The organism is Arthrobacter sp. TB 23 (genome assembly GCF_000294595.1).
Lineage (GTDB): Bacteria > Actinomycetota > Actinomycetes > Actinomycetales > Micrococcaceae > Arthrobacter_D.
The window spans coordinates 13,877-39,369 of the sequence record NZ_ALPM01000070.1; the positions used below are offsets into that span (position 1 = coordinate 13,877).

At 61.6% G+C, this 25,493-nt stretch carries 25 protein-coding genes; 21 read left to right on the forward strand and 4 right to left on the reverse strand.

Translation table 11 applies throughout. The features are described from left to right. Window positions 1-3: 3 nt before the first annotated feature. Window positions 4-894 (forward strand): ABC transporter permease, encoded by an 891-nt coding sequence (locus tag B384_RS0110440; protein WP_019483062.1) that lies wholly within the window; start codon window positions 4-6, stop codon window positions 892-894. Window positions 895-896: 2 nt separating this feature from the next. Beyond that, on the forward strand, window positions 897-1,622 hold the full coding sequence (locus tag B384_RS0110445) for an ABC transporter ATP-binding protein (RefSeq protein ID WP_019483063.1): 726 nt from the start codon (window positions 897-899) through the stop codon (window positions 1,620-1,622). A 10-nt stretch (window positions 1,623-1,632) separates the two neighbouring features. Here B384_RS0110445 and B384_RS0110450 read toward each other — a convergent pair whose 3' ends face one another. Beyond that, window positions 1,633-3,594 carry a DUF6541 family protein gene (locus B384_RS0110450; protein ID WP_019483064.1) on the reverse strand — a complete coding sequence of 654 codons (1,962 nt, stop codon included), beginning with the start codon at window positions 3,592-3,594 and terminating at the stop codon, window positions 1,633-1,635. A 22-nt stretch (window positions 3,595-3,616) separates the two neighbouring features. Continuing rightward, window positions 3,617-4,771: a glycosyltransferase gene (locus B384_RS0110455; protein ID WP_019483065.1), complete on the reverse strand. Its 1,155-nt coding sequence runs from the start codon at window positions 4,769-4,771 to the stop codon at window positions 3,617-3,619. 107 nt (window positions 4,772-4,878) lie between these two features. Here B384_RS0110455 and B384_RS0110460 point away from each other — a divergent pair, with 107 nt between their 5' ends. From B384_RS0110460 to B384_RS0110475, 4 genes are all read left to right on the forward strand, one after another. Next, entirely contained in the window at window positions 4,879-5,544 is a 666-nt protein-coding gene (locus tag B384_RS0110460) for a glycosyltransferase family 2 protein (protein ID WP_237715291.1), read from the forward strand. A 5-nt stretch (window positions 5,545-5,549) separates the two neighbouring features. Next, complete coding sequence (locus B384_RS18580; protein WP_019483067.1) at window positions 5,550-5,957, forward strand: DUF2304 domain-containing protein; 408 nt, start codon at window positions 5,550-5,552, stop codon at window positions 5,955-5,957. 232 nt (window positions 5,958-6,189) lie between these two features. After that, window positions 6,190-7,770 carry an ABC transporter ATP-binding protein gene (locus B384_RS0110470; protein WP_237715292.1) on the forward strand — a complete coding sequence of 527 codons (1,581 nt, stop codon included), beginning with the start codon at window positions 6,190-6,192 and terminating at the stop codon, window positions 7,768-7,770. Between the two features lie 49 nt (window positions 7,771-7,819). Next, window positions 7,820-9,004, forward strand: coding sequence for a hypothetical protein (locus tag B384_RS0110475; protein WP_019483069.1), 1,185 nt, complete (start codon window positions 7,820-7,822; stop codon window positions 9,002-9,004). Window positions 9,005-9,092: 88 nt separating this feature from the next. On the opposite strand, the gene B384_RS19740 is transcribed toward B384_RS0110475, so the two are convergent. After that, on the reverse strand, window positions 9,093-11,045 hold the full coding sequence (locus B384_RS19740) for a GH25 family lysozyme (RefSeq protein WP_019483070.1): 1,953 nt from the start codon (window positions 11,043-11,045) through the stop codon (window positions 9,093-9,095). A 247-nt stretch (window positions 11,046-11,292) separates the two neighbouring features. On the opposite strand from B384_RS19740, the gene B384_RS0110485 reads away from it, so the two are divergent. The 8 genes from B384_RS0110485 (at window position 11,293) to B384_RS0110520 (ending at window position 17,568) form a co-directional block, all read left to right on the forward strand. Continuing rightward, window positions 11,293-12,519, forward strand: coding sequence for a CpaF family protein (locus B384_RS0110485; RefSeq protein WP_019483071.1), 1,227 nt, complete (start codon window positions 11,293-11,295; stop codon window positions 12,517-12,519). Continuing rightward, a complete protein-coding gene (locus B384_RS0110490; protein ID WP_019483072.1) occupies window positions 12,516-13,373 on the forward strand; it encodes a type II secretion system F family protein in 858 nt (285 codons plus the stop codon). Before B384_RS0110485 ends, B384_RS0110490 begins: the two co-directional genes overlap by 4 nt. Further along, window positions 13,370-14,311, forward strand: a complete 942-nt coding sequence (locus B384_RS0110495; protein ID WP_019483073.1) for a type II secretion system F family protein — start codon at window positions 13,370-13,372, stop codon at window positions 14,309-14,311. The genes B384_RS0110490 and B384_RS0110495 overlap by 4 nt, the downstream gene beginning before the upstream one ends. A gap of 83 nt (window positions 14,312-14,394) precedes the next feature. Next, window positions 14,395-14,586, forward strand: coding sequence for a hypothetical protein (locus tag B384_RS0110500; protein WP_237715293.1), 192 nt, complete (start codon window positions 14,395-14,397; stop codon window positions 14,584-14,586). Continuing rightward, window positions 14,558-15,007 carry a TadE family protein gene (locus B384_RS0110505; RefSeq protein WP_026041115.1) on the forward strand — a complete coding sequence of 150 codons (450 nt, stop codon included), beginning with the start codon at window positions 14,558-14,560 and terminating at the stop codon, window positions 15,005-15,007. The genes B384_RS0110500 and B384_RS0110505 overlap by 29 nt, the downstream gene beginning before the upstream one ends. Next, entirely contained in the window at window positions 14,973-15,416 is a 444-nt protein-coding gene (locus B384_RS0110510) for a TadE/TadG family type IV pilus assembly protein (RefSeq protein WP_019483076.1), read from the forward strand. Before B384_RS0110505 ends, B384_RS0110510 begins: the two co-directional genes overlap by 35 nt. Beyond that, a complete protein-coding gene (locus tag B384_RS0110515; protein WP_019483077.1) occupies window positions 15,413-15,889 on the forward strand; it encodes a pilus assembly protein TadG-related protein in 477 nt (158 codons plus the stop codon). The genes B384_RS0110510 and B384_RS0110515 overlap by 4 nt, the downstream gene beginning before the upstream one ends. Window positions 15,890-15,978: 89 nt before the next feature. Then, on the forward strand, window positions 15,979-17,568 hold the full coding sequence (locus tag B384_RS0110520; RefSeq protein ID WP_035766995.1) for an FG-GAP-like repeat-containing protein: 1,590 nt from the start codon (window positions 15,979-15,981) through the stop codon (window positions 17,566-17,568). Window positions 17,569-17,609: 41 nt separating this feature from the next. Here B384_RS0110520 and B384_RS0110525 read toward each other — a convergent pair whose 3' ends face one another. Further along, window positions 17,610-18,650 carry an NAD(P)-binding domain-containing protein gene (locus B384_RS0110525; protein WP_019483078.1) on the reverse strand — a complete coding sequence of 347 codons (1,041 nt, stop codon included), beginning with the start codon at window positions 18,648-18,650 and terminating at the stop codon, window positions 17,610-17,612. 221 nt (window positions 18,651-18,871) lie between these two features. Between B384_RS0110525 and B384_RS0110530 the strand changes: the two genes are divergently transcribed. From B384_RS0110530 to B384_RS0110560, 7 genes are all read left to right on the forward strand, one after another. Then, window positions 18,872-20,002 carry a carboxylate-amine ligase gene (locus tag B384_RS0110530; protein WP_019483079.1) on the forward strand — a complete coding sequence of 377 codons (1,131 nt, stop codon included), beginning with the start codon at window positions 18,872-18,874 and terminating at the stop codon, window positions 20,000-20,002. A gap of 57 nt (window positions 20,003-20,059) precedes the next feature. Further along, a complete protein-coding gene (gene prfB, locus B384_RS0110535) occupies window positions 20,060-21,178 on the forward strand; it encodes a peptide chain release factor 2 (protein ID WP_019483080.1) in 1,119 nt (372 codons plus the stop codon). Between the two features lie 159 nt (window positions 21,179-21,337). Then, window positions 21,338-22,042 (forward strand): cell division ATP-binding protein FtsE, encoded by a 705-nt coding sequence (ftsE, locus tag B384_RS18590; RefSeq protein ID WP_019483081.1) that lies wholly within the window; start codon window positions 21,338-21,340, stop codon window positions 22,040-22,042. Further along, entirely contained in the window at window positions 22,039-22,953 is a 915-nt protein-coding gene (gene ftsX, locus B384_RS0110545; RefSeq protein ID WP_019483082.1) for a permease-like cell division protein FtsX, read from the forward strand. The genes ftsE and ftsX overlap by 4 nt, the downstream gene beginning before the upstream one ends. A 28-nt stretch (window positions 22,954-22,981) precedes the next feature. After that, complete coding sequence (locus B384_RS0110550; protein WP_019483083.1) at window positions 22,982-24,493, forward strand: M23 family metallopeptidase; 1,512 nt, start codon at window positions 22,982-22,984, stop codon at window positions 24,491-24,493. Between the two features lie 87 nt (window positions 24,494-24,580). Further along, complete coding sequence (gene smpB / locus B384_RS0110555) at window positions 24,581-25,054, forward strand: SsrA-binding protein SmpB (RefSeq protein WP_024476764.1); 474 nt, start codon at window positions 24,581-24,583, stop codon at window positions 25,052-25,054. 3 nt (window positions 25,055-25,057) lie between these two features. Then, complete coding sequence (locus B384_RS0110560; RefSeq protein WP_019483085.1) at window positions 25,058-25,429, forward strand: hypothetical protein; 372 nt, start codon at window positions 25,058-25,060, stop codon at window positions 25,427-25,429. Window positions 25,430-25,493 lie beyond the last annotated feature (64 nt).

Consider the following 25,493-nt stretch of genomic DNA (forward strand, 5'->3'; position numbering starts at 1 on the left):
CGGTTGAGCACCAGCGAACTCACCACGCCCGGTCTGGGTGCTGGTCTCCGCGACGTCCTGCGGTCCCGCTTCCTTCTGAAGCTTCTGGTCGCCAAGGAACTGAAGGTCAGATACCGTGGCTCCGTATTGGGGATCCTCTGGTCGTACGTCAAGCCAGGAGTGCAGTTCCTGGTGTTCTGGTTTGCGCTAGGGGTTTTCCTTGGGATGAACCGCAACACCGAGAATTATGCCATTTACCTGTTCTCGGGCATCGTGCTGATCAACTTCTTCAATGAGGCGCTGGGCAACGCCTCCCGGTCAGTGGTGGGCAACGGCGGATTGATCAAGAAGATCTACCTTCCCCGCGAACTGTTCCCGGTAGCGTCGGTCTGGGTGTCGGCGGTGCATTTCCTTCCGCAACTGCTGGTGCTGCTGGTGGCCTGCCTGTTCGCTGGCTGGACCCCGGGCTTCTTCCAGCTTTTTGCTGCGGTGGTTGGTTTCACCATTGTCGCGTTGCTGGCCACCGGTCTGGGATTGTTCTTCGGTGCCGCCAATGTGTACTTCAGGGACAGCGAGAACTTCGTCGACATGCTCCTGATGATCGCCACCTGGGCGTCACCCGTGCTCTACACCTGGACCATGGTCCGGGATGGCCTGGCAACGGCATTCTCGGCAGGAACGGCGTCGGTGCTGCTCGTGATCTATCAGGCTAATCCGTTGACCATTGCAGTTGAACTGTTTCACTTTGCCTTCTGGCTTCCCACCACATCAGAGATCACCGATCCGTTGATTGCTGCACCGCCGAACCTGCTCGACATGTGGCTCCCGATCGGACTGGGGACTGCCCTTCTGGTGACCATTTTCGGCCAATGGACCTTCCGGCGGCTTGAGGGCCGCTTCGCCCAGGAGTTGTGACAATGACGACTGCAATTGAAGTACGCGGCATTTCCAAACAGTTCGTGTTGCGGCACACCCGCTCCATCAAGGAGGCGTTCGTCTGGCTGGTCAAGGGACGGAAGGGCGACCTGTCCCAGAAGTTTCACGCCCTCGACGACGTTTCGCTCGAGGTGCTCCAGGGCGAGTCCGTCGCCCTGTTGGGGCTTAACGGCTCAGGCAAATCGACGCTGCTGAAGCACATCTCCGGGGTCATGCTCCCGGACAGCGGCACGGTGCGGACCAGAGGCCGGGTAGCAGGGCTGATCGAGGTCGGCGCCGGATTCCACCCCGATCTCAGCGGCCGTGACAACGTTTACCTCAACGGCGCTATCCTCGGGATGACCGAGGAGCAGATCGACGACCTCTTCGACTTGATAGTCGACTTTTCGGAAATTGGTCAGTTCATCGACACCGAGGTGAAGTTTTACTCCTCAGGCATGTACCTTCGCCTTGCCTTCTCTGTCGCAGTGCACACCAATCCTGAAGTCTTCCTTGTCGACGAAATTCTGGCGGTCGGGGATGAGCCATTCCAGAAGAAGTGTATTGCGAAGATTATGGAGCTCGCTGAGGCAGGCAAAACACTGGTTGTCGTCAGCCATGACCTGGATCTGGTGGCGCAGGTCTGCGAGCGGGGAGTGCTGCTTGAACACGGACGAATCGTGATGGATGCGCCCGTTGCTGATGTGGTGTCGAGGATGCGCAACTGAGCCGGATGTCCTAGCGGCAGGCGGTGATTTCGTAGAGCCTTGCTGGTCCCTCGCGGTCGATTAGTTCTACCCCCGGGGCATTGGCGAGGTTGTCCAAGCCTGGGTAGGGGTGCGATCCATCGTGCAGCTCGTCATCGCCGAAGTCCAACGCATAGAACGCCCCCAGCTCTTGAACGGCCGGACACACCTCCGGAGAAGTGGCTGCCTCATCCAACCGGTTCATAAGCAGTTCCGCATCTCCTGTAGCTCGGCTCGACGCGTGGGTAAGAAGCACGTTCCGGTCCCCCAGGGCGTACGCCAGAGAAGCCCCGGTCCAGGGGTTTCCAACCACGAGGGCGTCCTCGGGAACTGACTGGTGCAGCCGTTCGATGAGTGCGAGTTCATCGCTGGTGATCAGCTCCGAGGTGCGGTCCAGGACGTACTCCCCGCGGGCCTTGGCCTGGGCATTCTCAACTGCCTGTCCCTGGCCGAGAAACCCGATCGCGGTGCACCCGATGATGATGATCGCCCAACTGGCTAACTGTTGGATCCGCCAGTTGGTCGTCCGGCGAACGAACGCCGAAAGAATGGCAGCCCCGCCCAACACTGCGAGGGGGATAGCAGCTACCGGCAGAAGGGCAGCCAATCGGTTGCTGTCGTTGTACCAGAGACCGGTGAAGAAATGACGGAGTTCGCCTTGTTCGACGCTGGACACGTTGACATACAGCAGGGCGCTGGTGACATAGATCCCGAGCACCCACCAGTACTTCCGGGCGTTAATGGTGGCCGCTAGCCCCACCAGGGTCAGTACGAGCATGATCCAGTTGATTTCACCGCGCATCGGCGCAATGGCGAGAGCTTCGCCGACGGCGTGAGTGGTGCTCAGGAACGGCGCCCAGAGGGAATTCTGCAGTGACGGGCGGAAGGATATCCAGAAATAGTAGGTGAACCCCAGATAGGCGATAAACAGTGCGGGGGGTGCGATGTGCCGATACCACGGTGCACCCTGGCGGACCAGCTGCCGGGTAGTGCGCCACAGCACCAGGGCGGCGAGCGGTACGACGAACAGGAAGAGAGCGATCATGGTGCTCGGGTGAGCGAGAGCAATAGCCGGCAAGACTGCGAGGAGGCCCATTCCGGCAAGTAATCGGCCGTTCAACGGGTCCTGGACTGCCCCCAGCATCATGCCGGCGAGCCCTATTCCCACCGGAAGAAGGGCGATAGACAGCAAATAGGGGTAGAGAACGCCGAAATCCACCATCAGGTAAGGGAACGTAGGGTAAGCCGCTGCCAGGGCGCCGGTGAGCAAGATCGGGAGGGGCTTCATGCCGGCGATCCGGGTCACCATGAACAGTGCTGACAGGGGCCAGACAACGGCGCCGATGGCGATATTTGCTGCGTTTACTGCCACAGCAATCGACGCGCCCGTAGTCAGGGCCACCAGGGAGATCAGGTTATGCCATGCCGCGGGGTAAAAGCTAAGCCCAGTGCCCCCGTTGGTGAGGTTGCCTAGCGTTAGGGAGGATCCCGACCCCGTATCAAGAATGTACCGAAGTGCGTTCAGATGGAAAATGTTGTCATAGGACTGCGAGATGTTTTCCGGGGCAATGAACATCTGGGTGAAGCGCACCCCAATGATGACTGCGGGAACGAGGACGGCCACAGAGCACAGGGCGCCGGTGATCACTCCGGGGCGGGTTGGCCGATAAATGACCATTAACGACTCACCGCGGTAACGCTGCCAAAGGAACCGGGTCAGGAGACCGCCAGCGGCGGTCAGAACTGTCATACCGATCAGCACGGCCGGTGACCAAGTGATGGAAAGGAAGGGAGCGAGGATTGCGCCGACCGATGCCAGGGACACGGAGATGGGGGCCGCGAGAGCCACCGAGGTGAACCCGCGGGCACCGCAGGCCCTCGCCACCAGGAACCCTGGCACCATCAGGATGACGAGAGTCATCAGGATGATCGGGGCTGCCTGCCACCAACTCATCGGTACTTCACCTTTTCCTGGGTCATCGCGCCTGGGGCCGCGAGGCTGTAAGCCGCTGCACCATGGCCCGAATCACTGCTTCGTCTGTTGCGCTGCTCAACTCCGGAGCCGCAGAGTGGGCGTTCCGCTTGTACTGGTTGACTTCCCGCTCTGTGAGCGCGGACAAGGTCCGGGTCAAGTCTTCGGCCGTGAAGCCCTGCGTTACTGCCCCGAGCTGATGGTCCTCGATTAGTTTAGACGTCTCCGGTGATGGGCTGAAAACGATGGCGAGGCGCGCCTGGACAAAGTCGAAGAATTTGTTGGGGAGCATGAAAGCGTGGTTGGTGGTTCGGGGTGGCAGGCTGAACACCCCGACGTCGTACCCGTTGAGGGTGGCAGGCAGGGCGTCCGGAGCAACAGCATCGTGAAAAATGATCCGGTCCTGAGTTCCGGCGGCCGCGCGAAGCGTCTCCCAATATTTTCCGCCGTCGCGAGCCTTCACCAGGTAAAGGTCAAGGCTGAACCGGTCATCAAGGGCTTTGACTGCCTCGATCATCGCCTCAAGGTTCCGGCCGGGCACCGCTGCTCCGCTGTGGACCAGGCGGATTTTGCCGGGCACCATTTCCGACGGTTCCAGGTGACGCAGAGGACCGGAGTTGCGCACCACCTCGACGTCGCATCCGAACCGTTCACGGTAGAGGCGGGCGATCGAGTCGTTGACGGTAATCACCCCGGCTGAGCGCGGCAGATACGTCCGGCACACCCACGTCATGTAGGGCTTCACCAGAAGCTTCCAGGAAAGCACGTGGGATCTCTCCTCTGGTGCCCACTCATGCATGTCCCCGAGGACCGGCGCGCCGCCTGCAACAAGGTGGGCCAGCGGCAAGGCGCGCGCCTCGTTTGCGACCACCAGATCGAACTGCAGATTGCCGATTAGATCGCGGGCTTGCTGAACTGCTGGCGCCTGTAAGCCGGCCGCGGTGAAACGTCGCAGGGCGAGTCCAAGTACTCCCGGGATGGTCTGTGGCAGGGACGGAAGTGCCGAGTCGACCTCTAGATGAGTCGTCGACCCGGGGGGCGCCGAGCCGTAGCTGACCGTTGTTACGGAACCGGACGCCGCAAGCGTCTGAACCTGCCGCAGAACCCTGGAATCAGCGTTGATGTCCGAGAAAGAGATGCAGAGGATACGGAGGGTCATGACCGCAAGCCTAACGGTTCGACCTTGGTTAGCTGCCCCGGAAGGCGGCGTACCCTCGCCGGTGAGGCTGAGGATCTGGCTAAGGAAGGTATGGAATACTTACCTCTGTGAGTCGCTCCTGGGTCGTCATACCAATGTATAACGAAGCCACCGTTGTAGGTGGCGTTATCAAAGGACTCCTCCCATATTTTCCCCACGTTGTCTGCATCGATGATGGCAGCACTGATGGGTCACCTGAAGCCGCAGCGGCGGCGGGCGCCGTCGTCGTCCGCCACCCCTTCAACCTGGGTCAGGGCGCCGCCCTCCAGACCGGCCTTGAGTACGCGTTGCAGGATCCCGCACTCGACGCGGTCATCACGTTCGACGCCGATAACCAGCACCGGGTGCAGGACGCGCAGGAAATGCTCGCCAGGGTCCACTCGGGGGAGCTCGAAGTAGTGCTTGGATCACGGTTCCTGGACGGCCGCACCAAGATCTCGCCGCTCAAACGGCTGGTGTTGCGCACTGTGGCGTTCCAGTCGAGGATGTCAACGGGCCTTGAGCTCACCGACGCCCATAACGGTCTCCGTGTGATCAATGCCGAAGTGGCCCGCAGGATCCACCTGAAACAAAACCGGATGGCCCACGCCTCCGAACTCATCCACCAGCTGGCTGAAATCAAGCCACGGCTGGCAGAACATCCAGTTGAGATCATTTATACGGACTATTCCAAAGCCAAAGGCCAGTCCTTACTCAACGGTGTCAACATACTTGCCGATCTCTTCTTCAGGTGAACCCAATGCTCTTTATTGTTCAGATTGTCTTAGTCCTTGCTGTGATCCTCGGCTCACTGGTGCTGATGCGCGGCGGCGCCAATGCCAGTCACTTGGCGATCCGCAGGATCCTGCTGCTGGGCTTCGCCTTTGTTGCAGCGCTGTCCATTTTCCTGCCCGAGTTGCTGACCGGTGTTGCGAACCTTTTTGGTATCGGGCGCGGTACCGACCTTGTCCTGTACGGATTCATCGTCTGTTTCATGGTCTTCATGGCATCGTCCGCCCAGCGGAACCGCCACATGGAAGAGTCACTCACCAGACTCGCCCGGCGGGTTGCGCTGGATGAAACGCCGAAAGTCTGGGAGTCGGAGACGGGAAAGCCAGGCTTGCCTGGAGCCCAGTCAGACGATCCTCCGCGGACCCAACTAAGCTAATCTTGCGGGAGCCATGAAATCACTTATCAGTATTAATCGTCAGCTTTTGGCGGTTTTGCCTCCCAGCGCACGCCGGTTCCTCCTCCGTTACGCGATCCTTTCTTCGCTGCTGTCACTCATCGATGTGGTGGCTCTCGGGCTCCTTGCCATCGTCATGTCGAGCATCATTACCGGCACTCCGGTTGACCTGGGGCCGCTCGGCCGAATTGAGGAGGTCAGCCACTACATTGCCGTGCTCGCTACCTTCTGCACTTTGGTAATTATCAAGAGCGGACTGAATATCGCCCTCCTGCGCTATGCGACGTCGCGATTCGCATCCCACGAGGTAGCCATCGGTGACCGGCTTCTTGCCGCCTACATGCGCGCCCCTTGGGTGGATCGCCTCAAGCGAAACTCCGCCGAGCTGGTTCGATCGGTCGATTCAGGCGTTTCGATCACCGTCTCCGGTGTCTTGATGCCTTCGATGGGCTTGGCCGGCGAGATTGTGTCGGTGATTGCGGTAATCAGCGTGCTGCTCGTGAGTAACTGGATCACCGCCGTCACTGCGATCATCTACCTTGGCCTCATAGCTCTTGTCTTGGCCCGGGTGATATCTGGCCGGGCGGTTGCCAACGGCCGCCGCAACAGGCAGTTCTCTTTTAGGACGGTCCGCCTCCTGACTGAAGCGGTCGGTGCTCTGAAGGAAGTCACCCTGCGCGGCTCGTCGCCGGACGTCGAGAGGGCTGTTCACAACAACCGTATTCATTCGTCGAAGGCCAGGGCGTTGGCCATCTTCCTCGGACAGGTTCCTCGCTTCATCCTGGAAGCCGGTCTGATCGGCGGTTTCATGCTGGTTGGCGCGGTGGGCATGCTGACTAGCCCGGCCAGCGTCGATCCTGTGACCAATGCCTTGGCGGCGATCGCACTGTTCGGCGTCGCGGGATTCAGGATTATTCCATCACTTACGCGGTTTCAGGCGATCATGTCGATGGTGCACTCGAGTTCGCCGTTTGCTGAGCAAGTGCTGTCTGATATCAAGGAAGCAGAAGCCAGCGCGAAGGATCAGGAAGAGGAAGACCAGTCGGAACTCCCGCAGGGGGTCCCCGATGTGGTGCTTACCGATGTTTCGTTCACCTACCCCGGAGCCGAAGCCCCCGCGTTGAGTGGGGTCAATATGACAATTCCCTCCGGTGCGCGCATCGCCGTCGTCGGGTCCTCCGGTGCTGGAAAGTCAACCTTGATCGACCTGTTATTGGGTCTTTTGCTACCTAGCTCCGGGCAGGTATTGGTTGGAGGCGTGCCGATGCGCGAGGTGTTGCACTCCTGGCGCTCTCGTGTGGGTTACGTACCGCAGGAGGTTTCACTTTTTGACGCGTCAATCGCCCAAAACGTTGCGCTGACGTGGGATCCCGATCAGGTGGACGAGGACAGGGTTCGGCGGGCGCTGGAACGGGCGCAATTGCTCGAAACTGTAGAGAAGCGTCCTGACGGAATCCTGGGGACCGTTGGCGAACGCGGCATGGCGCTGTCAGGCGGTCAACGGCAACGGTTGGGGATTGCACGCGGGCTCTACGCCGATCCGGCGGTGCTGGTGATGGATGAAGCTACGAGCGCTCTCGACACGGCAACCGAGGCCGCCGTCACACAGGCGGTCCGCAATCTGGCTGGCAGCGTCACGACGATCACGGTCGCGCATCGGTTGTCCACCATCAGAGACAGCGACGTGATTTTCTTTTTCGCCGACGGCAGGTTGGCTGCCCAGGGAACCTTTGCCGAAGTCATCGCGCAGATGCCAGATTTTGCCGAGCAAGCCGCCCTGGCCGGACTGACGTAGCCGCTAGCCATCAACCTTTTTTCAACACACTGAACTCTGGAGTAGAACCATGACCGATGGAACCTTTCCCGGCGGCCGTCCCCGTATTCTCGTTCTTTCCTTCTCGCCCATCCACCGGGATCCACGAGTCCTACGACAGATCCAGTTTTTCAGCCAGTTCGCAGACGTCCTTTCGTGCGGGTACGGAGCCGCTCCGGAAGGGGTGGTCGAGCACATCGAGATTCCGATCGAATTCAAACCGTGGCGCCCAGACTTCAAAAGCGCCGCTGCCCTCCTGGCAGCACGCTTCTATGAGCGACTGTATTTCGATTCCGACCGGGTGAAGCATGTTCTCAGGAACATTCCTGCGGGCAGCATGGACGTGATCGTCGCAAACGACGCGCTTGCGGTACCCGCCGCTGTGGCGCTGCGCCCGCGCAAAGGTATCCACGCGGACCTACATGAGTACGCACCACGCCAAGGGGAGGACAAGCTGCAATGGAGACTGCTGGTCGCTCCGTTTATGGACTGGGCCTGCCGTAAGTACGTCACCAAAGCAGACTCCGTCTCGACGGTAGCCAAAGGAATTGCCGAGGAGTACGCCCGGGTCTACGGCATCGCTGAACCATCAGTTGTCCCGAATGCGGCGTGGTACCAGCCCACCCTTGCGCCAACACCCGTCGGGGCACCTCTCCGATTGGTACACACCGGTGTCGCCGGTCGTGGTCGGAAAATCGAAGTGATGCTTGACGCCGTCGCTCGCGCCAATGAGCTCCAGCCCGGCACCGCCACCCTCGATTTGTTCCTGGTAGCAGGAGAGCAGAGCTACATTGACGAGTTGACCGTAAAGGCAGACGCAGTCGCTGACGGTGCCGTCAACGTTCTGCCTCCCGTGAGTTTCAGTCAGATAGTTCCGTTGCTGCATGGGTACGACATCGGCATCTTCCTCTGCCCGCCCAGTACATTTAACCTGCTACACGCGCTGCCAAACAAGCTATTCGAGTTTGTGCAGGCACGGTTGGGAATCCTAATTGGTCCGTCGCCTGAAATGGTGCAGGTTGTCGAGAAGCACGATCTGGGGTGGGTGGCCAATGGGTTCGACGCCGAATCGTCTGCCCGCTTGCTCATCGGTCTGACCCCCGAGCAGGTTGCAGCCAAGAAGCGGGCGTCCGACAAAGCGGCAGAGTCACTCAGTGCGGAGAATGCCGCAAGCATCTGGATAGCAGCGGTAGAGAAGCTGATCAGCTCACGCTAGGGGCGGTCAGGGCTCTCGGCGTAGCCCTCCACGGCCAGCTCGCGAAAGGACAGGGCCGCGCTGGTCGTGGAGGGCAGGTTCCCGTGAATTAGTTCATTCTCACGCCAGCGGTGATGAAGTTGGACCACCCGTGACCGACCTGAGTGGAGCCTCCCCACTTTCCACCCGTAAGGACCGGGTAGTAGAACAGCTTGCCGTCATCGCGTTTCGCCACGATGCCTTTCGAGCCATTTCCCCAGAAATCCATTGTTGGGCTTAGCGTCACCATAGATCCCCAGCGCCAGCCAACAACTGGCCTGGAGACCGGAGCGAATCGCCCTGATCCAGATCCCTTATAGAGCACCAGCTGGGACTTGCTATCGCGGGCGAGTAGGTCCTGGTTGCCATCTCCGTCGTAGTCAATCATGACAATTGGCATGTTCTTGAAACCGTGCCCGATCTGAACCGGAGCGTTCAGGGCACCGTTACCAGTTTGGGTCCAGTGATGAATTGTTCCATCTGTCCGGATGCCCACCACCGATGGCCTGGATCCCCGTGTCCATTCGCCTGTGGTGATTCGCATGCTGTCCCAACCCGATGACGCGAGGACCTGCACGGGACTGAACCCGCCAGTGCGCTTGCCGAGGTAGACGCTCAACCGTCCGTTGGTCCACTGGGCAAGAATGTCCAGAACGCCGTCGTCATTCCAGTCGACTGTATGAATTGATCGAGTGCCTCCCCAGGCATGGCCAATCTGCTTCCGCGCACCATACTTGCCGCTGCCAGTCCCTGGATAGTTCCATAGGCGCCCGGCTGCGTCGATCGTCACCATATCTGACGTGGAATTGATCGATGGGCGCGATGTGGGTGCTGGTGCTGGTGCCGGGGCGGCGAGCGGTGTCGAGTTGCGGGTGAAGCTCGCAAGGGCCGAGGCGCTGCCGTTCCAGACGTTCCAGTCGCCGACCACTGGTCCCTCGCTGGTGTACTGCCAGAGGCTGTATTTGTTCCAGCCGGAGGGGAGGGTGCCCGCGCCCACATTGTTGTAGGAGGCGATGTGCAGCGGATGGTCCGTGAAGGCGGTGGAATTCCCGGTGCAGCGGTTCCACCAGTCGGTGGTGGTGTAGATCATGGGTACGCGACCGGTGCGGTCCAGCATGGTGTTCGAGAAGTCCCGGATCCAGTTGACCATCGCGGTGGTGCTCATGTTGTAGCAGGAGTTGCCGAGCGAGGAATAGGGGTTGTACTCGACGTCGAGCAGCGGGGGAAGGGTCTTGCCGTCGGCCGACCAACCGCCACCGTTGTTAATGAAGTAGTTGGCCTGCGCGGCTCCCGAGGAGATGCTTGGAATGGCGAAGTGGTAGGCGCCGCGGACCATGCCAGCGCTTGCCGAACCCGTGTACTGCTGGCTGTAGTAGGGGTTCTTGTAACTCGTCGCCTCGGTGGCCTTGGTGTAGGCGAACCGGGAACCCTGATTCCACGCCGCCGACCAGTTGACGTTGCCCTGGTAGCTGCTGACGTCAACGCCCAGTGTGCCTTGGGGGCGCCACAGGTTCACTGCCGCAGGATCGGTAGCTGCTGCAGGCGCGTCCGACAACGTTGACTGGTTCTGAAGCTCCCGGGCGGTTGGGATCTGCGGATCACCGGACTCGGCGATCCGCTCAGCGCCTTGCCCCAGGCTCGCACCATGGGGACCGATCAGTTTCGCAAGTGCTTCAGGATCCGCGGCTAATTCGGCAGCGGTAAGTTCTTCAGGTGCCACCTCGGCGGGCGCCACCTCTTCAGGTGCAACCTCGGCGGGCGCCACCTCAGCGGGCACCGGAGTCTCAGCCGCCGGATCAACGATCTGAGGGTCGACGATCTCCGGCTCGGCAGGAGCCGGCGTCGTGGGGCCATCAGGAGGACCAGCAGGTGTCGATTCGGGTGGCGTTGCGTCAGCCGGCGCCGAAATGGTCGGTTCTGGTGGGACGGGTTGCGGGGTGGCGATGGCTGGCACCGACCCAGCAGCTAGCGCTGCGGTAAGGAATACGGCGGCAAGGACAGTAGAGGCGCGAGAGTGGTTCACAGAAAAGTCTCCGAGTAATGCGAGCCCGAGGCGAGAGAGGGCGTCGTCCCCTCGAGGATAGCCCAATGTGACTGATGTGACTACAGATGCAGCTGTGATGGCAAGGGTGATCGTTATCCACAGCGTCCGACCAGGGGGTGGGCGAAGCCCCCTGTTTCCCCTATCCTGTAGTGCATTCACCGGTTACACCCACGGTCTCGGGCGTTCCGGCCCCAGAGGCCGGGCTGCCCTGTTTCAAGGGACTCCTATGGACGCCGTACGCATTATCGAGGATGAGGTTCGTGAGCTCATCCGCCGTCGTGGGCTAGACCCGGCCCGGCAGAGTGATGAGGTGTTGCGCCTGGTGCAGGCCGCCGTTGACGATTACGACGAGCGCACCATGCTCGGTACACTCCCACAACTCGGGCAGCGCGACGTGGCGCAGAAGTTCGTGTTCGACGCCGTCGCCGGTTTTGGCGCCTTGCAGCCGTTCTTCGATGACCCGACAGTCGAAGAGGTCTGGATCAACTCACCTACCGAGATTTTCGTTGCACGGTCCGGTGAATCAGAGTTGACCTCGCTGGTTTTGAGCGAGCAGCAAATCCACGACCTGGTCGAACGCATGCTCAAATCATCGGGCAGACGGCTCGACCTATCCTCTCCGTTTGTGGATGCGGCACTGCCTGATGGATCACGCCTCCATGTGGTCATCCCGGATGTGACGCGCCGTCATTGGTCAGTCAATATTCGAAAGTTCATTGCCAAAGCGACCCGGCTGGAACACCTCGTCGGGTTGGGGACCCTGTCTCCGCAAGCTGCCCGATTCCTCGACGCAGCGGTAGTGAGCGGGCTGAACATCCTGGTGTCGGGCGCCACCCAGGCCGGTAAAACAACCCTGCTGAACTGTCTCGGTTCGAGTATCGGCTCCCGGGAACGGGTGGTGACGGTCGAGGAGATCTTCGAACTCAAGCTTCCGCTGCGAGACGTGGTGGGGATGCAATGCCGACCACCCAATTTGGAAGGACAGGGGGAGATTCCGCTCCGGAGACTGGTCAAAGAAGCGCTTCGGATGCGTCCCGACCGGCTGATCGTGGGTGAGGTTCGTGAGGCGGAAAGCCTTGACATGCTGGTCGCCCTTAATTCCGGGCTGCCGGGGATGTGTAGCGTGCATGCCAACAGTGCCCATGACGCAGTGACTAAGATCTGCACTCTTCCCTTGCTGGCCGGCGACAACATCTCTAGTGCTTTTGTGGTGCCCACGGTGGCGTCATGCATCGATCTCGTGGTTCACTGCGAACGCTTTCGAGACGGACGCAGGAGGGTCACTGAAATTCTGTCCCTCGGCAGGCGGGTGGAAAACGGCATCATCGAATCATCGACCGTGTTTCAAAGAGTCGACGGTGACCTCGTTGTCACAGCGTCCGCCATGCCCTCCGAAGAAAAATTCGCCAGTGCAGGTTTCCAGATTGCCCGCCTCCTGGAACCAGCGACATGACTACGGTCATCGGGGCAGGACTCGGAACGGGTCTGTTCATGATCTGGTGGTCCTTCTGGGCTGAACCCCGCAAAAGTCAGCAGACTACTCGCCGAAACCGCCGAGTTGACGACCTGCTGCTGCGCGCGGGTATCGAAGCTGTCTCAGCGGGAGGCCTGATTGCCACGTCACTGGGCATCGGAGGGGTGGTCTTCCTTGCGGTGCTCGTCCTCACAGGGTCTCCTCCGATCGCGGCCTGCTTCGGACTGTTCGGTTCGCTGCTACCCGTGGGCGTCGTCAGGTGGCGCGCGCGTCGTCGGGCGGCTTCACTCAGAGAACTCTGGCCCGACGTCGTCGATCACTTGCGATCAGCCATCCGCGCGGGGCTGTCCCTGCCCGAAGCCATCAGCCAACTGGGCGAGAAGGGTCCTACAGAGCTGCGTCATGCCTTCACCGCGTTCAGCGACGACTACCGCGCGGGCGCCCGGTTCGATGATGCCCTGGAGCGGTTGAAAGCCAGGCTCGCTGATCCGGTCGCAGATCGCATCATCGAGGCGCTGAGAATGACTCGGGATGTAGGTGGCTCCGACCTTGGACGGCTGTTGGGCACGCTCGCGGAATTTCTGCGGGATAGCGCCCGGACGCGAAGCGAACTGGAAGCCCGCCAGTCCTGGACCATCAATGCTGCGCGGCTGGCCGTTGCTGCCCCCTGGCTCGTGCTGATGTTGCTCGCTACCCGCCCCGAAGCGGTAAGAGCCTATAACACCGCCACGGGTGCCGGAGTGCTAATTGGCGGTCTGGTGGTTTCGGTGGTCTGCTACCGGATTATGCTCCGGATCGGCGCCTTGCCCCAGGACGAACGGGTACTGCGATGATGGACCACCAGGCACTGGCCATCCTGATGGGCGGCTCCCTCGGGGCTGGTCTTTGGCTCATTCTGGTGCGGGTCCCCTTCTTTCGACCAGCACGATTCGTTGACCGTGTAGCACCGCAGCTGAAATCAGTGGACGTTCGTTCCCGGCTACTGGATGGACCGCCGTCATCAGTGAGCCCATTTGGGCCAATCGAGCGCATCGCACGGCCGGTACTGGACGACGTCGTCCGCTGGCTGGGCCGGTTCAACCCGGCGTCCGCAGCCCTCGCGAGACGCCTATCGCAGGCGGGTCAGGAACAACAGGTGGCCGACTTCCGGGCCGAGCAAATACTGTGGGCAGCTTTCGGCCTTTGCACATCCACTTTCCTGATGGTATCCCTGGCAATGTCGGGCAGCATCGGCCCGCTTCCCGCTGTAGCCATCGTGATCGGGTGCACGGTGGGAGGCTACGTGTTGCGGGACTACTTCCTGTCGGTCCAGATTCGGAGAAGGGAAGCTAGGATGCTGGCCGAGTTCCCGAGCCTGGCCGAGCTAATGGCCCTCGCGGTCAGCGCAGGCGAAAGCGCGACGGGTGCCCTCGAGCGGATCTGTCGAACATCTAACGGGGAGCTTTCCCGGGAGTTCGAGCGGGTGCTCGCGGAAACCCGAGCAGGGTCGCCGCTAATGACTGCTCTGCAGGATTTTTCGAACCGGACCAGGCTGACACCACTGGTGCGTTTTGTGGATGGCATCACTGTCGCTGTGCAGCGTGGAACTCCGCTCGCCGATGTTCTCCGGGCGCAGGCGCAGGACGTCCGTGATGTATCCAAACGCGAGTTGATGGAAGCAGCCGGGAAGAAGGAGATCGCCATGATGATCCCCCTGGTTTTTGGGGTGCTTCCCCTGACGGTCCTTTTTGCCGTGTACCCAGGCATCGCACTCATCAGCCTTGGCCTGTAATCCAACCACCAGTGTCGACGGAAGAGGAAAAAGTGAAACTGAACCGAATCATTTACCGGATCCTGCAAGCTCTTCACCTGTACCTGGCGCTCGCGCTCACCCGGCTGGTGAGAACGGTGAACAACGCAGCGGATGACCCGCCCGAGCGAGGAGATGTTCCCGGCTGGGTGATGATCACCCTAATGTCCGCGGTACTGGTAGCAGCGCTGCTCGCTCTGGCCGGTCCGGCATTGGAGAACCTTTTCAATGACGCGATCAGTCGCGTCAGCCCCTGATCGGCCACCGGTGAGGAGGGAACCGGACGGTAATACCAGCCACGAGCGTGGGGCAGCGGTGGTGGACTTCGCACTGATCGGGGGACTCCTGACCGTCATTTTCGTTGCGGTCATCCAGCTCACCCTGGTGCTTCACGTCCGGAACACCCTGATTGATGCGGCGTCGTCAGGGGCACGCTACGGAACGCTGGCTGATCGGACCGCAGCCGACGCGCAACAGCGAACTGGAGTCATCATCTCCACTGCACTCAGCGATGGATATGCCGAGCAAATCTCCGTCGACGAAATCAACCAGAACGGATTGTCGCTGCTGGCGGTGACCGTCCGGGCGCCACTGCCAGTGATCGGCCTGATCGGTCCCGCGGGAGTGTTGGAGGTGACTGGTCATGCGGTGCTGCCACGCGAGCCCACCGACAGCTGAACAGGAGAGGGGGAGCGCCGTCGTCGAATTTGTCTTCCTCGGACTCGTTTTGCTGGTGCCGGTGATCTACTTTGTCCTGACCATTGGTCGGTTGCAGGCGGGTTCCTTCGCCGTGGTCGGGGCCGCTGATCAGGCAGCCAAAATTTACGTCACCGAGGAATCGCTGCCTGAGGCGACCTCTCAGGCGCATCAGGCAGCGATCCTCGTCCTGAATGATTTCGGTTTCGACGCGTCGGAAGCGGAGATCGAGGTGAACTGCAACGGCGAATGCCTCACCCCCGGTTCAGGAGTGACGGTCGGTGTCCGGCTCGGCATCAACTTGCCGTTCATGCCGCCCGGACACAGCGTCGACGATTCGGTAGTGGTCGTCGACTCGTCGGCGACACAACTGGTGGAACGGTTCAGATGACCCGCCCCAAGTTCCCTTCGGTCCGGGAAATTCATGCTTCCGGACCCGAGGAGGGGCAGGTCATAGTCATGGTGATCGGATACCTGCTTTTATCCCTGTTAATTCTGACCGTGGTGCTCGCCGCATCGGCTGTTTACCTCGACCGGCAAAAGCTATTGTCAGTTGCCGACGGCGCGGCCCTGACCGCCGCCGACACCTTCAGACTGGCCGAGCCACTTCCGGGTGCGGAGGCACCCCTGCCAGCACTGGATGCCACGCTGGTCCGGACAACAGTGCAGGAGTACCTTCACCTGACCGGTGCCAGCGCACGCTTCGACGGGCTGACGATGGACCCGGGGACCGGAGCACCTGACAACAGGACGGCCCAGGTGGTGTTGACTGCGGTTGTCCATCCACCCGTCGTGAACTTTCTCGTACCGGAGGGGATCCCCATCGCCGTGACCGCCGAGGCCCGCTCCGAGTTGACCCGCTGAGCCTTCGGAACGATCAAATTGGCCGGAATTTGACCCATCCCAAACCCCTGATCGGCGGTAAAATGATCTAGTTGGATGAGGTGGTTCACATGATGGCTCGCTCGCTCAGACGGATGGCATTGGCGATTGGAACGTCGCTGGCGCTTCTCTTCGGCTTCGTGACAGTTGCACCCCCTGCGCAGGCCGCCCCCCTTTACGGTCACGATATCTCCTGGCCCCAATGCCCACCAGCGGCCGGCGGTTTCGGCCTGCCCATGCCGCCGACGTCAACCCAGTTCGTCGTTATCGGACTCACCAAGGGTCTGCCCTTCACCGAAAACCCATGCCTGGCAAGTCAGGTCACCTGGACCAAAACCAATAACAAGTCGACCCACGGCTACGCAATGGCAGGGTTTCCCACTGCTGCCCAGTTGAATACCTATGGTGCGCGGGGGCCGTGGGCGAGCAGTACCCGTGCGGGTCGGCTATCGAACGTGGGGTACTCGGAAGCACGGTTCGCCGTCGCCAGCATGAACCGGATCGGCTTCCGGCCACCGGTGGTGTGGATCGACGTCGAACCCCGGCCAGCCCAGCCGTGGCCCACCAGCACCACGGCGCAGCAACGCGACAACCGGCTCATCATCGAGGGACTGATGCGCGGGCTCCGCGATGCGGGCTTCTCCTACGGCCTCTACTCCTATGCCTCGGGGTGGGCGGAGATCACCGGATCCTGGCGACTTCCCGGGGTGCCGGTGTGGGCGACGGCCGGGAGGCTCGACTATCCCACCGAGGCCCTGGACCGCTGCCGGCAGCCGAGTTTCTCCGGCGGGCGCGTCTATCTCTCCCAGTGGTACGACGACACCCGGGACTACAACCTGACCTGCGAGCCCTACGCCTTCACACCCCTGGCCATCCCCGCATCGACGCTGTCCCGTTCCACCGCCGACTTCAACGGTGACTGGAACAACGACATCCTGGCTCGCGTCACAGCTACCGGTGATCTCCGGATGTACCGCGGAAAGGGAGATGGCACTGCGTGGAGTGGTGTCCGGATCGGCGTGGGCTGGGCTCCAATAAACGCCCTTGAAACCCCGGGAGACTTCAACGGTGACGGTCCCGCTGATGTGCTTGCCCGGGAGGCGGCTACCGGGTATCTGTGGCTGTACCGGGGGAATGGTGTCGGAGGTTGGCTGCCACGCATCCGGGTGGGCCATGGCTGGAATGTGTTCAATTCGATTGTGGGGCCAGGGGATTTCAACGGAGACCAGTTTGTGGATGTTCTCGCCCGGGAACGGACCACCGGCTATCTCTGGCTGTATCGGGGGAATGGGTCCGGGGGGTGGCTGCCGAGAGTCCGGGTCGGCAGCGACTGGAACGCCTTCAACGCCATTGTAGGTCCCGGTGATTTCAATGGCGACGGCAGGGTAGATCTGCTGGCCCGCGACAAAGCGAACGGCTATTTGTGGCTGTATCCGGGGAACGGCACAGGGGGATGGCTGCCTCGCTCGAGGGTGGGGCACGGCTGGAACTCGATGACAGCGGTGATGAGCCCCGGCGACTTTAACGGGGATCGCACCGCCGATGTCCTTGCTCGTGACAGCCGGGGGATTCTGTGGCTGTATCCGGGCAACGGCTCAGGGGGCTGGCTGCCCCGAATGCAGGTGGGCACTGGGTGGAACGGACTGAACCTGATCTTCTGATGCCACGCCAGCCCTCAGGCTCCCCACCTCCCGCAGTCGCTTCACAGCGGCGACGGCGGCNNNNCGGCCGCCCTGCCCGCGCGGGTAGCGCCAAGTGTTGAGGCCGAGGCACCGTACCCCACCAACAGCACGCGTGGATCCTTGAGCACATGCACCCCTTTCATCCGGATTCCGCCCCCGGCCTCCCGTAATTTCAGCGGAGCGAGGTGGTCCAGTGCCGGACGGAACCCGGTGGCCCACAGGATGACATCCGCGCGGACTTCTGTCCCGTCTGCCAACAGGACGCCCTCTAGGGTGACAGCCCGCATCGGACCCACCGAGACGAGGATCCCTGCAGCTATCCCGTCCTGATATTGGCGGGTCAGTGGCAGACCAGTGGTCGACACCACGCTCGCAGGAGGGAGTCCGGCCGCCGTCCGTTCGTTGACCCGGGCTTCGACTTCCCTGCCCCATTCGGCATTGAACTCCCGCCCGGTGAAGGACGGCGGACGGCGAGTGACCCAGGACGTTGTGGCGCCGGCGTCGGCAAGTTGGAGCAGGAACTGGACCGCTGACGTCCCCGCCCCCACCACCACCACGTGCAGGCCACGGAAGTGCTGCGCAGATTGGAAATCGTGGGTATGAAGCTGGCTCCCCAGGAACAGCTCCCGGCCGGGGTAAAACGGCCAATAGGGCCGGTCCCAGGTCCCGGTGCCATTGATGATTAGCTCGGCATCCCAGCCGCCTGACCGGGTAACTACTCGCAATGGACCGGCTGGGGAGGGGGACACCACCTCGGTGACCGCCTCGGGGCGGTGTACCGGGAGGTCGAATTGCCTTTCATAGTCGCCGTAGTAGCGGCTGACCACCGACGACGCGGGCTCGGTCGGGTCGGGGATGCCAACCTCAAGGCCCGGCAGGTCGTGAATATTGTGGGCAGTGCCGAAGGTGAGTGACGGCCAGCGGTGACGCCAGGCGCCACCGGGGCCGTCATTGGCGTCCAGGACCACGAAGTCCTCATCGGGTTCAAGCCCTTGGCGCCGCAGATAGTATGCCGCGGACAGGCCAGCTTGCCCGGCTCCGATCACGACCGTCCTCAGCATTCTGCCCTCTCACTCGTGCGCGTGGTCTTCCACCGCTAAAACTGACCTCAGGCCTCGCTTATTCCACCCCCATCCACATCAAATGGCTCAAGGGGCGTCACGGTGCCGTGGCCGCGATTGACCCTTGACACCATTTTCAGATTTGAGGAACCTTCTGACTAAGCTCTCATCTTCGAATCCGAAGATGATTGGCAGAGCTGACGCCCAGAAGGGGGCAGGCAGTGCAGCCAGCAGACATCAACTCCACCGGTCCTGCGGTAAGAACTTTCGGTGTGGAAGAGGAACTGCTGCTCCTGGATGAACACACCGGCCGGCCGGCGCCGCTCGCGCCGCAGGTGTTGTCTGGCGTCGTACCCGCCGCCGACGACGTCAGCGAACTGACGCTGGAACTGCAGCAGCAACAACTGGAGGTCATCAGCAAGCCTTATTCCGCTCTGGGGGACCTGGCGGCAGCAATTCAGGCGGGCCGACGCCAGGCCGACCGCGCGGCCCAACAGGTCGGCGCGCGGGTCGCGGCGCTGGCCACCAGCATCCACCCGACGGCCCTCCGGCTGGCACCAGACAACCGGTACGCCCGGATGAGGGACCTCTATGGGCTTGCGCTCGCCGAACACCTGACCTGCGGATTTCATATCCACGTCTCGATTGAATCCTCCGACGAGGGGGTTGCCGTTCTGGACCGGATCCGGCTGTGGCTGCCCGTCCTGCTGGCACTCAGCACCAACTCTCCGTATTGGAACGGAGCGGACAGCGGCTACGCCAGCTACCGGTACCCCCTGAATTTGCGCTGGCCCACCTCGGGGACCTATGAGGCGTTTGGATCCGTGTCCTCGTACGAGAAGATGATCCGCGCCCGGCTGAATGACGGGGTCATCCTCGACGAAGGAATGGTCTACCTGGATGCGAGGCTCGCCCAGCGGCACCCAACGGTCGAGATCAGGGTCTGCGATGTCTGCCTTTTCAGTGCCGACGCCGTTCTGATTGCCGCCCTGGCGAGGGCCCTCGTGGAGGAAAGTGCCAGAGCCTGGCGGGCCGGTGAACCAGCACCCGGCGCCACGTCCGCCGATCTCCGGGCGGCGAGTTGGACGGCGAGCAGGTACGGGTTGGGTGGGCTTCTGGTGAACCCGGTCCTGGGCGGGCTGTGCGAGGCGGCCGACGCCGTGCACCTCCTCATTGAGCGGGTGCTTCCGGTACTGCGCGACTACGACGACGAAGCGACCGTGCTTCGGCTTCTGCACCAGATCGAGCGCCGGGGCACCGGCGCCGACTATCAGCGTGCCATGATGCGCGAAGGTGCCGATGCCCTCATCACCGATGCAGTGGAGCGGACCCAGCAGGGCCCGCTTGACTAGCAGCGGCGCCATCAGCCAGCGGCCGCCGTCAGCGCCATGACGTAGGCTGGTTCAATCATGGCAAACATCGATTTTCCCGCAGAAATCCGCGCGCTCCGCACCAAATACGCCAACATCGAGCAGGTTGCTGATGTTGAAGCGATCCGCACCGACATCGCGGAGCTGAGCGAACAGGCCGGTGAACCCAACCTGTGGGATGATCCTGCCGCCGCACAGAAGATCACGTCGAAACTTTCCCACCGCCAGTCGGCGCTTGAACGCCTCGAGACCCTCTACTCGCGGATCGAAGACCTCGAAGTGCTGGTGGAGCTGGCCCAGGACGAGGATGATGAGGCGTCCAGAGAAGAATCAGTGAAGGAACTTTCGTCCCTGAGCGCCTCCCTGGACCGGCTCGAAGTAGTGACCCTGCTGGCAGGCGAGTACGACGAGCGGGAGGCGGTAGTGAGCATCCGTTCCGGCGCGGGCGGAGTGGACGCCGCCGACTTCGCGGAAATGCTGCTCCGCATGTACCTGCGGTGGGCCGAACGCCACGGGTACCCCACCCAGGTCCTTGACACTTCCTATGCCGAAGAGGCCGGATTGAAGTCCGCCACGTTCGAGGTGAAGGCGCCGTACGCCTTCGGCACCCTGTCGGTGGAAGCCGGAACGCACCGCCTGGTCCGGATCAGCCCCTTTGACAACCAGGGTCGCCGCCAGACCTCTTTCGCGGCCGTCGAGGTGATTCCGCTGATTGAGCAAACCGACTCGGTGGAGATCCCCGACAACGAGATCAAAGTCGATGTTTTCCGGTCATCCGGGCCCGGCGGCCAATCGGTGAACACCACCGACTCGGCGGTGCGGCTGACCCATATCCCCACCGGGATTGTCGTGTCCATGCAGAACGAAAAATCCCAGCTCCAGAACCGGGCGGCTGCGCTCAGGGTCCTCCAATCCCGACTCCTGCTTCAGATGCAGGAACAGGAGAACGCCGAGAAGAAGGCAATGGCCGGCGATGTGAAGGCATCCTGGGGCGACCAGATGCGCTCCTATGTGCTCAACCCGTACCAGATGGTCAAGGATCTACGCACCGACCACGAGGTCGGTAACACCTCGGCAGTGTTCGACGGCGAGATCGACGACTTTATCGACGCTGGCATCAGGTGGCGGGCCAACAACAGGGCTGCACCGGCCGAATAGGCGGATTTGGGCGGCCTGCCGGCCCACCAAACGCTCTGCGACACACCGCGACGGTGAGCCAGCAAGGCGCAGCGGCGTGGCTATAGTCTAGTGGCCGGTACTTTCTTCCCCCCAGCAAATGCCCGTGCACTGGCAGTTTCATATGGGCGCAAAGTAGTCATGATTAGATTCGACACTGTCACCAAGGTCTACGACAACAACTCTCGACCCGCCCTCGACGCCGTAAGCCTCGAAGTCGATCGTGGAGAATTTGTCTTCCTGGTCGGGGCCTCGGGCTCCGGTAAATCAACGTTCATCCGGCTGGTCCTCAAAGAGGACCGGGTGTCCCGGGGTGCCGTCTACGTCGCAGGGCAAAACGTTGCCAACATCCCAAGCTGGCGGGTGCCCAAGCTGCGCCGCGGCATCGGTGTGGTGTTTCAGGACTTCCGGCTGCTACCCAACAAGACCGTCTTCGCAAATGTCGCCTTTGCCATGCAGGTGATTGGCAAGAGCCGTGCAGTGATCCGGGAGACAGTGCCCGACGTACTGCAGACAGTGGGCCTGGAGGGTAAAAACAACAGGATGCCCCATGAACTCTCAGGGGGCGAGCAGCAGCGCGTGGCCATTGCCCGCGCCATCGTGAACCGGCCCGGAATCCTGCTGGCCGACGAGCCCACCGGCAACCTGGACCCCACCACGTCGATGGGAATTATGAAAGTACTGGACCGCATCAACTCGAACGGCACCACAGTGGTGATGGCAACCCACGATGACGACATCGTGAACACCATGCGCAAAAGAGTGGTCGAGCTTCGCAACGGTTCAGTGGTGCGGGACGACGCGCAGGGCATCTACATTGGCGAGACCGAGGTGTCGGCGCAATGAGGTTCGCGTTTGTCCTCGGTGAGTTAGGGTCTGGTCTCCGCCGGAACCTTGCCATGGTGATCTCCATCGTTCTGGTCACCTTCATTTCCCTCACCTTCGTTGGGGCTGCGGGACTCCTTCAGCTACAGATCAACCAGATGAAGGGGTATTGGTACGACCGCGTTCAGGTGGCCGTATTCCTCTGCGTGGATAACTCCACCTCACCGAGCTGCGCGGCGGGACCCGTGTCCGACGAGCAACGGGATGATATCGAGGCCATCCTCGAATCCGATTCCTTCAGTGAATATGTTTCGACGGTCGAATACGAGTCACAGGAAGAAGCCCTGGGCCATTTCCAGGACCAGTTCGCGAATTCTCCAATTGTCGATTCGGTGACAGCCGACCAGCTCCCCGAATCATTCAGAGTCAATCTGGTTGACCCGGAAAAGTACGAGGTCATCAACGAAGCCTTCTCTTCGACCCCAGGTGTTGACGTTGTGAGCGACCAGCGGGAGTTACTGGAACGCCTCTTCACCTATATGAATGTCGCGTCGGCGATCGCCCTGACCATAGCGGGGGTGATGTTGCTCTGCGCCGTGTTGCTGGTGGCAACCACGATCAGGCTTTCTGCGTTTAGCCGCCGGCGGGAAACCGGAATCATGCGGTTGGTCGGCGCCAGCAAAGCGGTCATCCAACTCCCGTTCGTCCTGGAGGGAGTCATCGCGGCGGTGGTCGGCGGCCTGTTGGCAACCGGCACGCTGTGGGCGGTAGCCCACTTCGCCCTCAACGGCGTACTCGCCGAGATGTACCCGGAAACGGCCTTCATCTCCTCGACTGAGGTACTGCTCCTTGCACCCCTGCTCATCTTGCTGGGTGGAGTGCTGGCTGGGGTGTCATCACTCCTGACCCTCCGACGTTACTTGAGGGTTTAGAGTAATGACCAGGAACGAAAGAGAGCATATGCCTGCTGTAAATCCTTGGTCGACCAAGTCGGCCAAACAATCAGTCGTGACCAAGACCGTCGCTGGCACGTCGATTGCGGTGATTGTCGCGCTCGCCCTCGGGTTCAGCGCGCCGGTATTCGCCGATGAATTGGATAACCGCCAGAACGCCCTCGAGCAGGAAATCGAGGACGTGCAGCAATCAATTGAATACCTCGACGCCGATATTTCCGAAACGATTGCGCAGCTCCGTGTCTTCCAGGGCCAGCTGCCCGGCGCCCAGCAGGCCCTCGCCGACGCACAGGGCCGGGTCGAAACCGCCACCGGCCAGGTCACTGCACTCACTCAACGGGTCGATTTGGCCCAGGAGACCAGAAACAAGATCAGCGAACAGATGGATCTCGACCAGGAAGCGATGGGAGAGACCCGGGAGATGATCGGGCAGATCGCCACCCAGGCCTACAAAAATGGGGGAGTACCCTCAAACCTGTCCCTGCTCTTCGGCTCTGAGGGCACTGAAAGTCTCACCAATTCCATCGACATGGTGGACCAGGCACTACGGAGCCAGAACGCTGCCATGGACCAGTTGTCGCAGCAGAACGCGACCAATGTGAACTCGGAGGCACGTCTTGAGGCGGTCGAGGCGGAAATCCTCGACCTGAAAGCCCAGGCGGAACAGGCTCTCGCGGCCGAGCAGATAGCCCGTGATGATGCAGCGGCCGAGAAGAGCAAGGTGGACACCCTGGTCGCCGACACCTCGGCGTTGTCCGATGAGCTTAAAGAACAGAAGCCGGTCATTGAGGCTCAGCTCGCCGAGGTGGAATCCGCCCACGAGCAGGTCACCGCCGATATCGCCGCACGCCAGGCACGTCTGATTGAAGAGGCGCGGAAGCGGGAGGAAGCGCGGCTCAAGGCTGAGGCTGAAGAGCGGGCCCGCATCGAGAATGAACGCCGCGCAGCGGAGGCAGCAGCTGCTGCCGAAGCAGCCAACGCCGCTGCGGCTGCAGCGGCCGCAGCCGCGCAACGACCGGCGCCCAAGCCAGTCGCGCCTGAACCAATCGTCCCGGCCACGGTCAGGCCAATCGCGCCGATTCAATCCGGCAGTCCTTCAGCGTTCGGTCTCCGGGCACCTGTCAGCGGTCCCATTTCCTCAGGATTCGGCTGGCGTGCAACTCCGGTCGGCACCATCGACTTCAACGGGTCGGGCGGGTACACCCATACGGGCCTCGACTACGGTGTGGGCTGCGGTACCCCGCTCTACGCTCCCGCAGCAGGCGAAGTCTGGTTCGCTGATTCCAACGCGCTCTCCGGCGCCGGAAACCGTATCGTCCTGAACCATGGTGTGGTCCAGGGCAACGCGCTGGCGACCAACTACTACCACCTCTCCAGCTTCGACGTCTCGCCGGGGCAAAAGGTCAGCGCCGGTCAGCTGATCGGCCGCACCGGAACCACCGGCAACTCTTCCGGCTGTCACCTGCATTTTGAAACGGTGCTCAACGGCAGCCTGGTCGACCCGCTGGGCCTGCTGTAGTCACCGACGCCGTAGACTGAGGGGACAGCAAATCGGCCCCTAGGCGTGAGCCAGGAGCAAGACCCCCAGAGATGAAGGAGTTGTACCGTGCCCAAGGAAAGTGGCCGACAGGTAGTGGCCACCAATCGGAAGGCCCGGCACGATTACGAGGTGCTGGATACCTACGAGGCCGGCATCGCCCTGATGGGCACCGAGGTGAAGTCGCTCCGGGCCGGGCGGGCGTCCCTGGTGGACGGGTTCGCCATTTTTTACAATGACGAACTATGGCTCGAGGGCATCCACATTCCCGAGTACACGCAGGGCAGTTGGACCAATCACGCAGCCCGCCGCCGTCGCAAGCTATTGCTGCACCGGGACGAGCTGACCCGGATCTCCCAGCGCATCAGGGAAAGCGGATTCACCCTGGTGCCGCTTCAGTTGTACTTCCTGAATGGACGCGCGAAGGTCGAAATTGCTGTCGCACGCGGTAAACGGGATTACGACAAACGTCAGACCCTGCGGGAAAAACAAGACAACCGTGAAGCTCTGCGGGACATGCGCGACAAGAACCGGGGCAGCTAAGGTATGAGCGACGTTTTCTGGGATGCGCAGGAACCCAGGGAGGATCCCGACGTATCAGAACTGCGCTACCGTCGACCCTGGTGGGTCACGCTGGTTGCCCTGATCGATCTGCTGCTTTTGCTGGCAATCGTTCCGGTGGGCATTTTCGCATTGATCCCGTTCTTCTTCCTGATCTACCTGTATCTGGCCCAACTGATCATCTGGGTGGCGCCGTTGCTGGTACTCATGAACATCCTGGTGTTCTGGTGGAGTTTCAAGCGCAAGCAGGCAGCGACAACCGCCCTCGCCGCGCTGGGCCTCGCCTTCGTGGCCGTGTCGTTTGTGGTAGTCACCCTGTGGCAGTCGCCCATTGTCATGTTCGGGATTACCCTCTAGTCCAGACGGTGGGGCCGACCCGGGAATACATCGCTGGGAAGGGTGCGTTATACTGGTAGATCCG

Excerpts from the sequence above, each read along its gene's own strand:
- B384_RS0110515 (WP_019483077.1), top strand. The coding sequence starts at position 15,413 with ATGACCCGCCCCAAGTTCCCTTCGGTCCGGGAAATTCATGCTTCCGGA.
- B384_RS0110520 (WP_035766995.1), top strand. The coding sequence starts at position 15,979 with ATGATGGCTCGCTCGCTCAGACGGATGGCATTGGCGATTGGAACGTCG.
- ftsE (WP_019483081.1), top strand. The coding sequence starts at position 21,338 with ATGATTAGATTCGACACTGTCACCAAGGTCTACGACAACAACTCTCGA.
- B384_RS0110455 (WP_019483065.1), bottom strand. The coding sequence starts at position 4,771 with ATGACCCTCCGTATCCTCTGCATCTCTTTCTCGGACATCAACGCTGAT.
- B384_RS0110450 (WP_019483064.1), bottom strand. The coding sequence starts at position 3,594 with ATGAGTTGGTGGCAGGCAGCCCCGATCATCCTGATGACTCTCGTCATC.
- prfB (WP_019483080.1), top strand. The coding sequence starts at position 20,060 with ATGGCAAACATCGATTTTCCCGCAGAAATCCGCGCGCTCCGCACCAAA.
- B384_RS18580 (WP_019483067.1), top strand. The coding sequence starts at position 5,550 with ATGCTCTTTATTGTTCAGATTGTCTTAGTCCTTGCTGTGATCCTCGGC.
- B384_RS0110490 (WP_019483072.1), top strand. The coding sequence starts at position 12,516 with ATGACTACGGTCATCGGGGCAGGACTCGGAACGGGTCTGTTCATGATC.
- ftsX (WP_019483082.1), top strand. The coding sequence starts at position 22,039 with ATGAGGTTCGCGTTTGTCCTCGGTGAGTTAGGGTCTGGTCTCCGCCGG.
- B384_RS0110495 (WP_019483073.1), top strand. The coding sequence starts at position 13,370 with ATGATGGACCACCAGGCACTGGCCATCCTGATGGGCGGCTCCCTCGGG.
- B384_RS0110505 (WP_026041115.1), top strand. The coding sequence starts at position 14,558 with ATGACGCGATCAGTCGCGTCAGCCCCTGATCGGCCACCGGTGAGGAGG.
- B384_RS0110475 (WP_019483069.1), top strand. The coding sequence starts at position 7,820 with ATGACCGATGGAACCTTTCCCGGCGGCCGTCCCCGTATTCTCGTTCTT.
- B384_RS0110560 (WP_019483085.1), top strand. The coding sequence starts at position 25,058 with ATGAGCGACGTTTTCTGGGATGCGCAGGAACCCAGGGAGGATCCCGAC.
- B384_RS0110550 (WP_019483083.1), top strand. The coding sequence starts at position 22,982 with ATGCCTGCTGTAAATCCTTGGTCGACCAAGTCGGCCAAACAATCAGTC.
- B384_RS0110485 (WP_019483071.1), top strand. The coding sequence starts at position 11,293 with ATGGACGCCGTACGCATTATCGAGGATGAGGTTCGTGAGCTCATCCGC.
- B384_RS0110445 (WP_019483063.1), top strand. The coding sequence starts at position 897 with ATGACGACTGCAATTGAAGTACGCGGCATTTCCAAACAGTTCGTGTTG.
- B384_RS0110510 (WP_019483076.1), top strand. The coding sequence starts at position 14,973 with ATGCGGTGCTGCCACGCGAGCCCACCGACAGCTGAACAGGAGAGGGGG.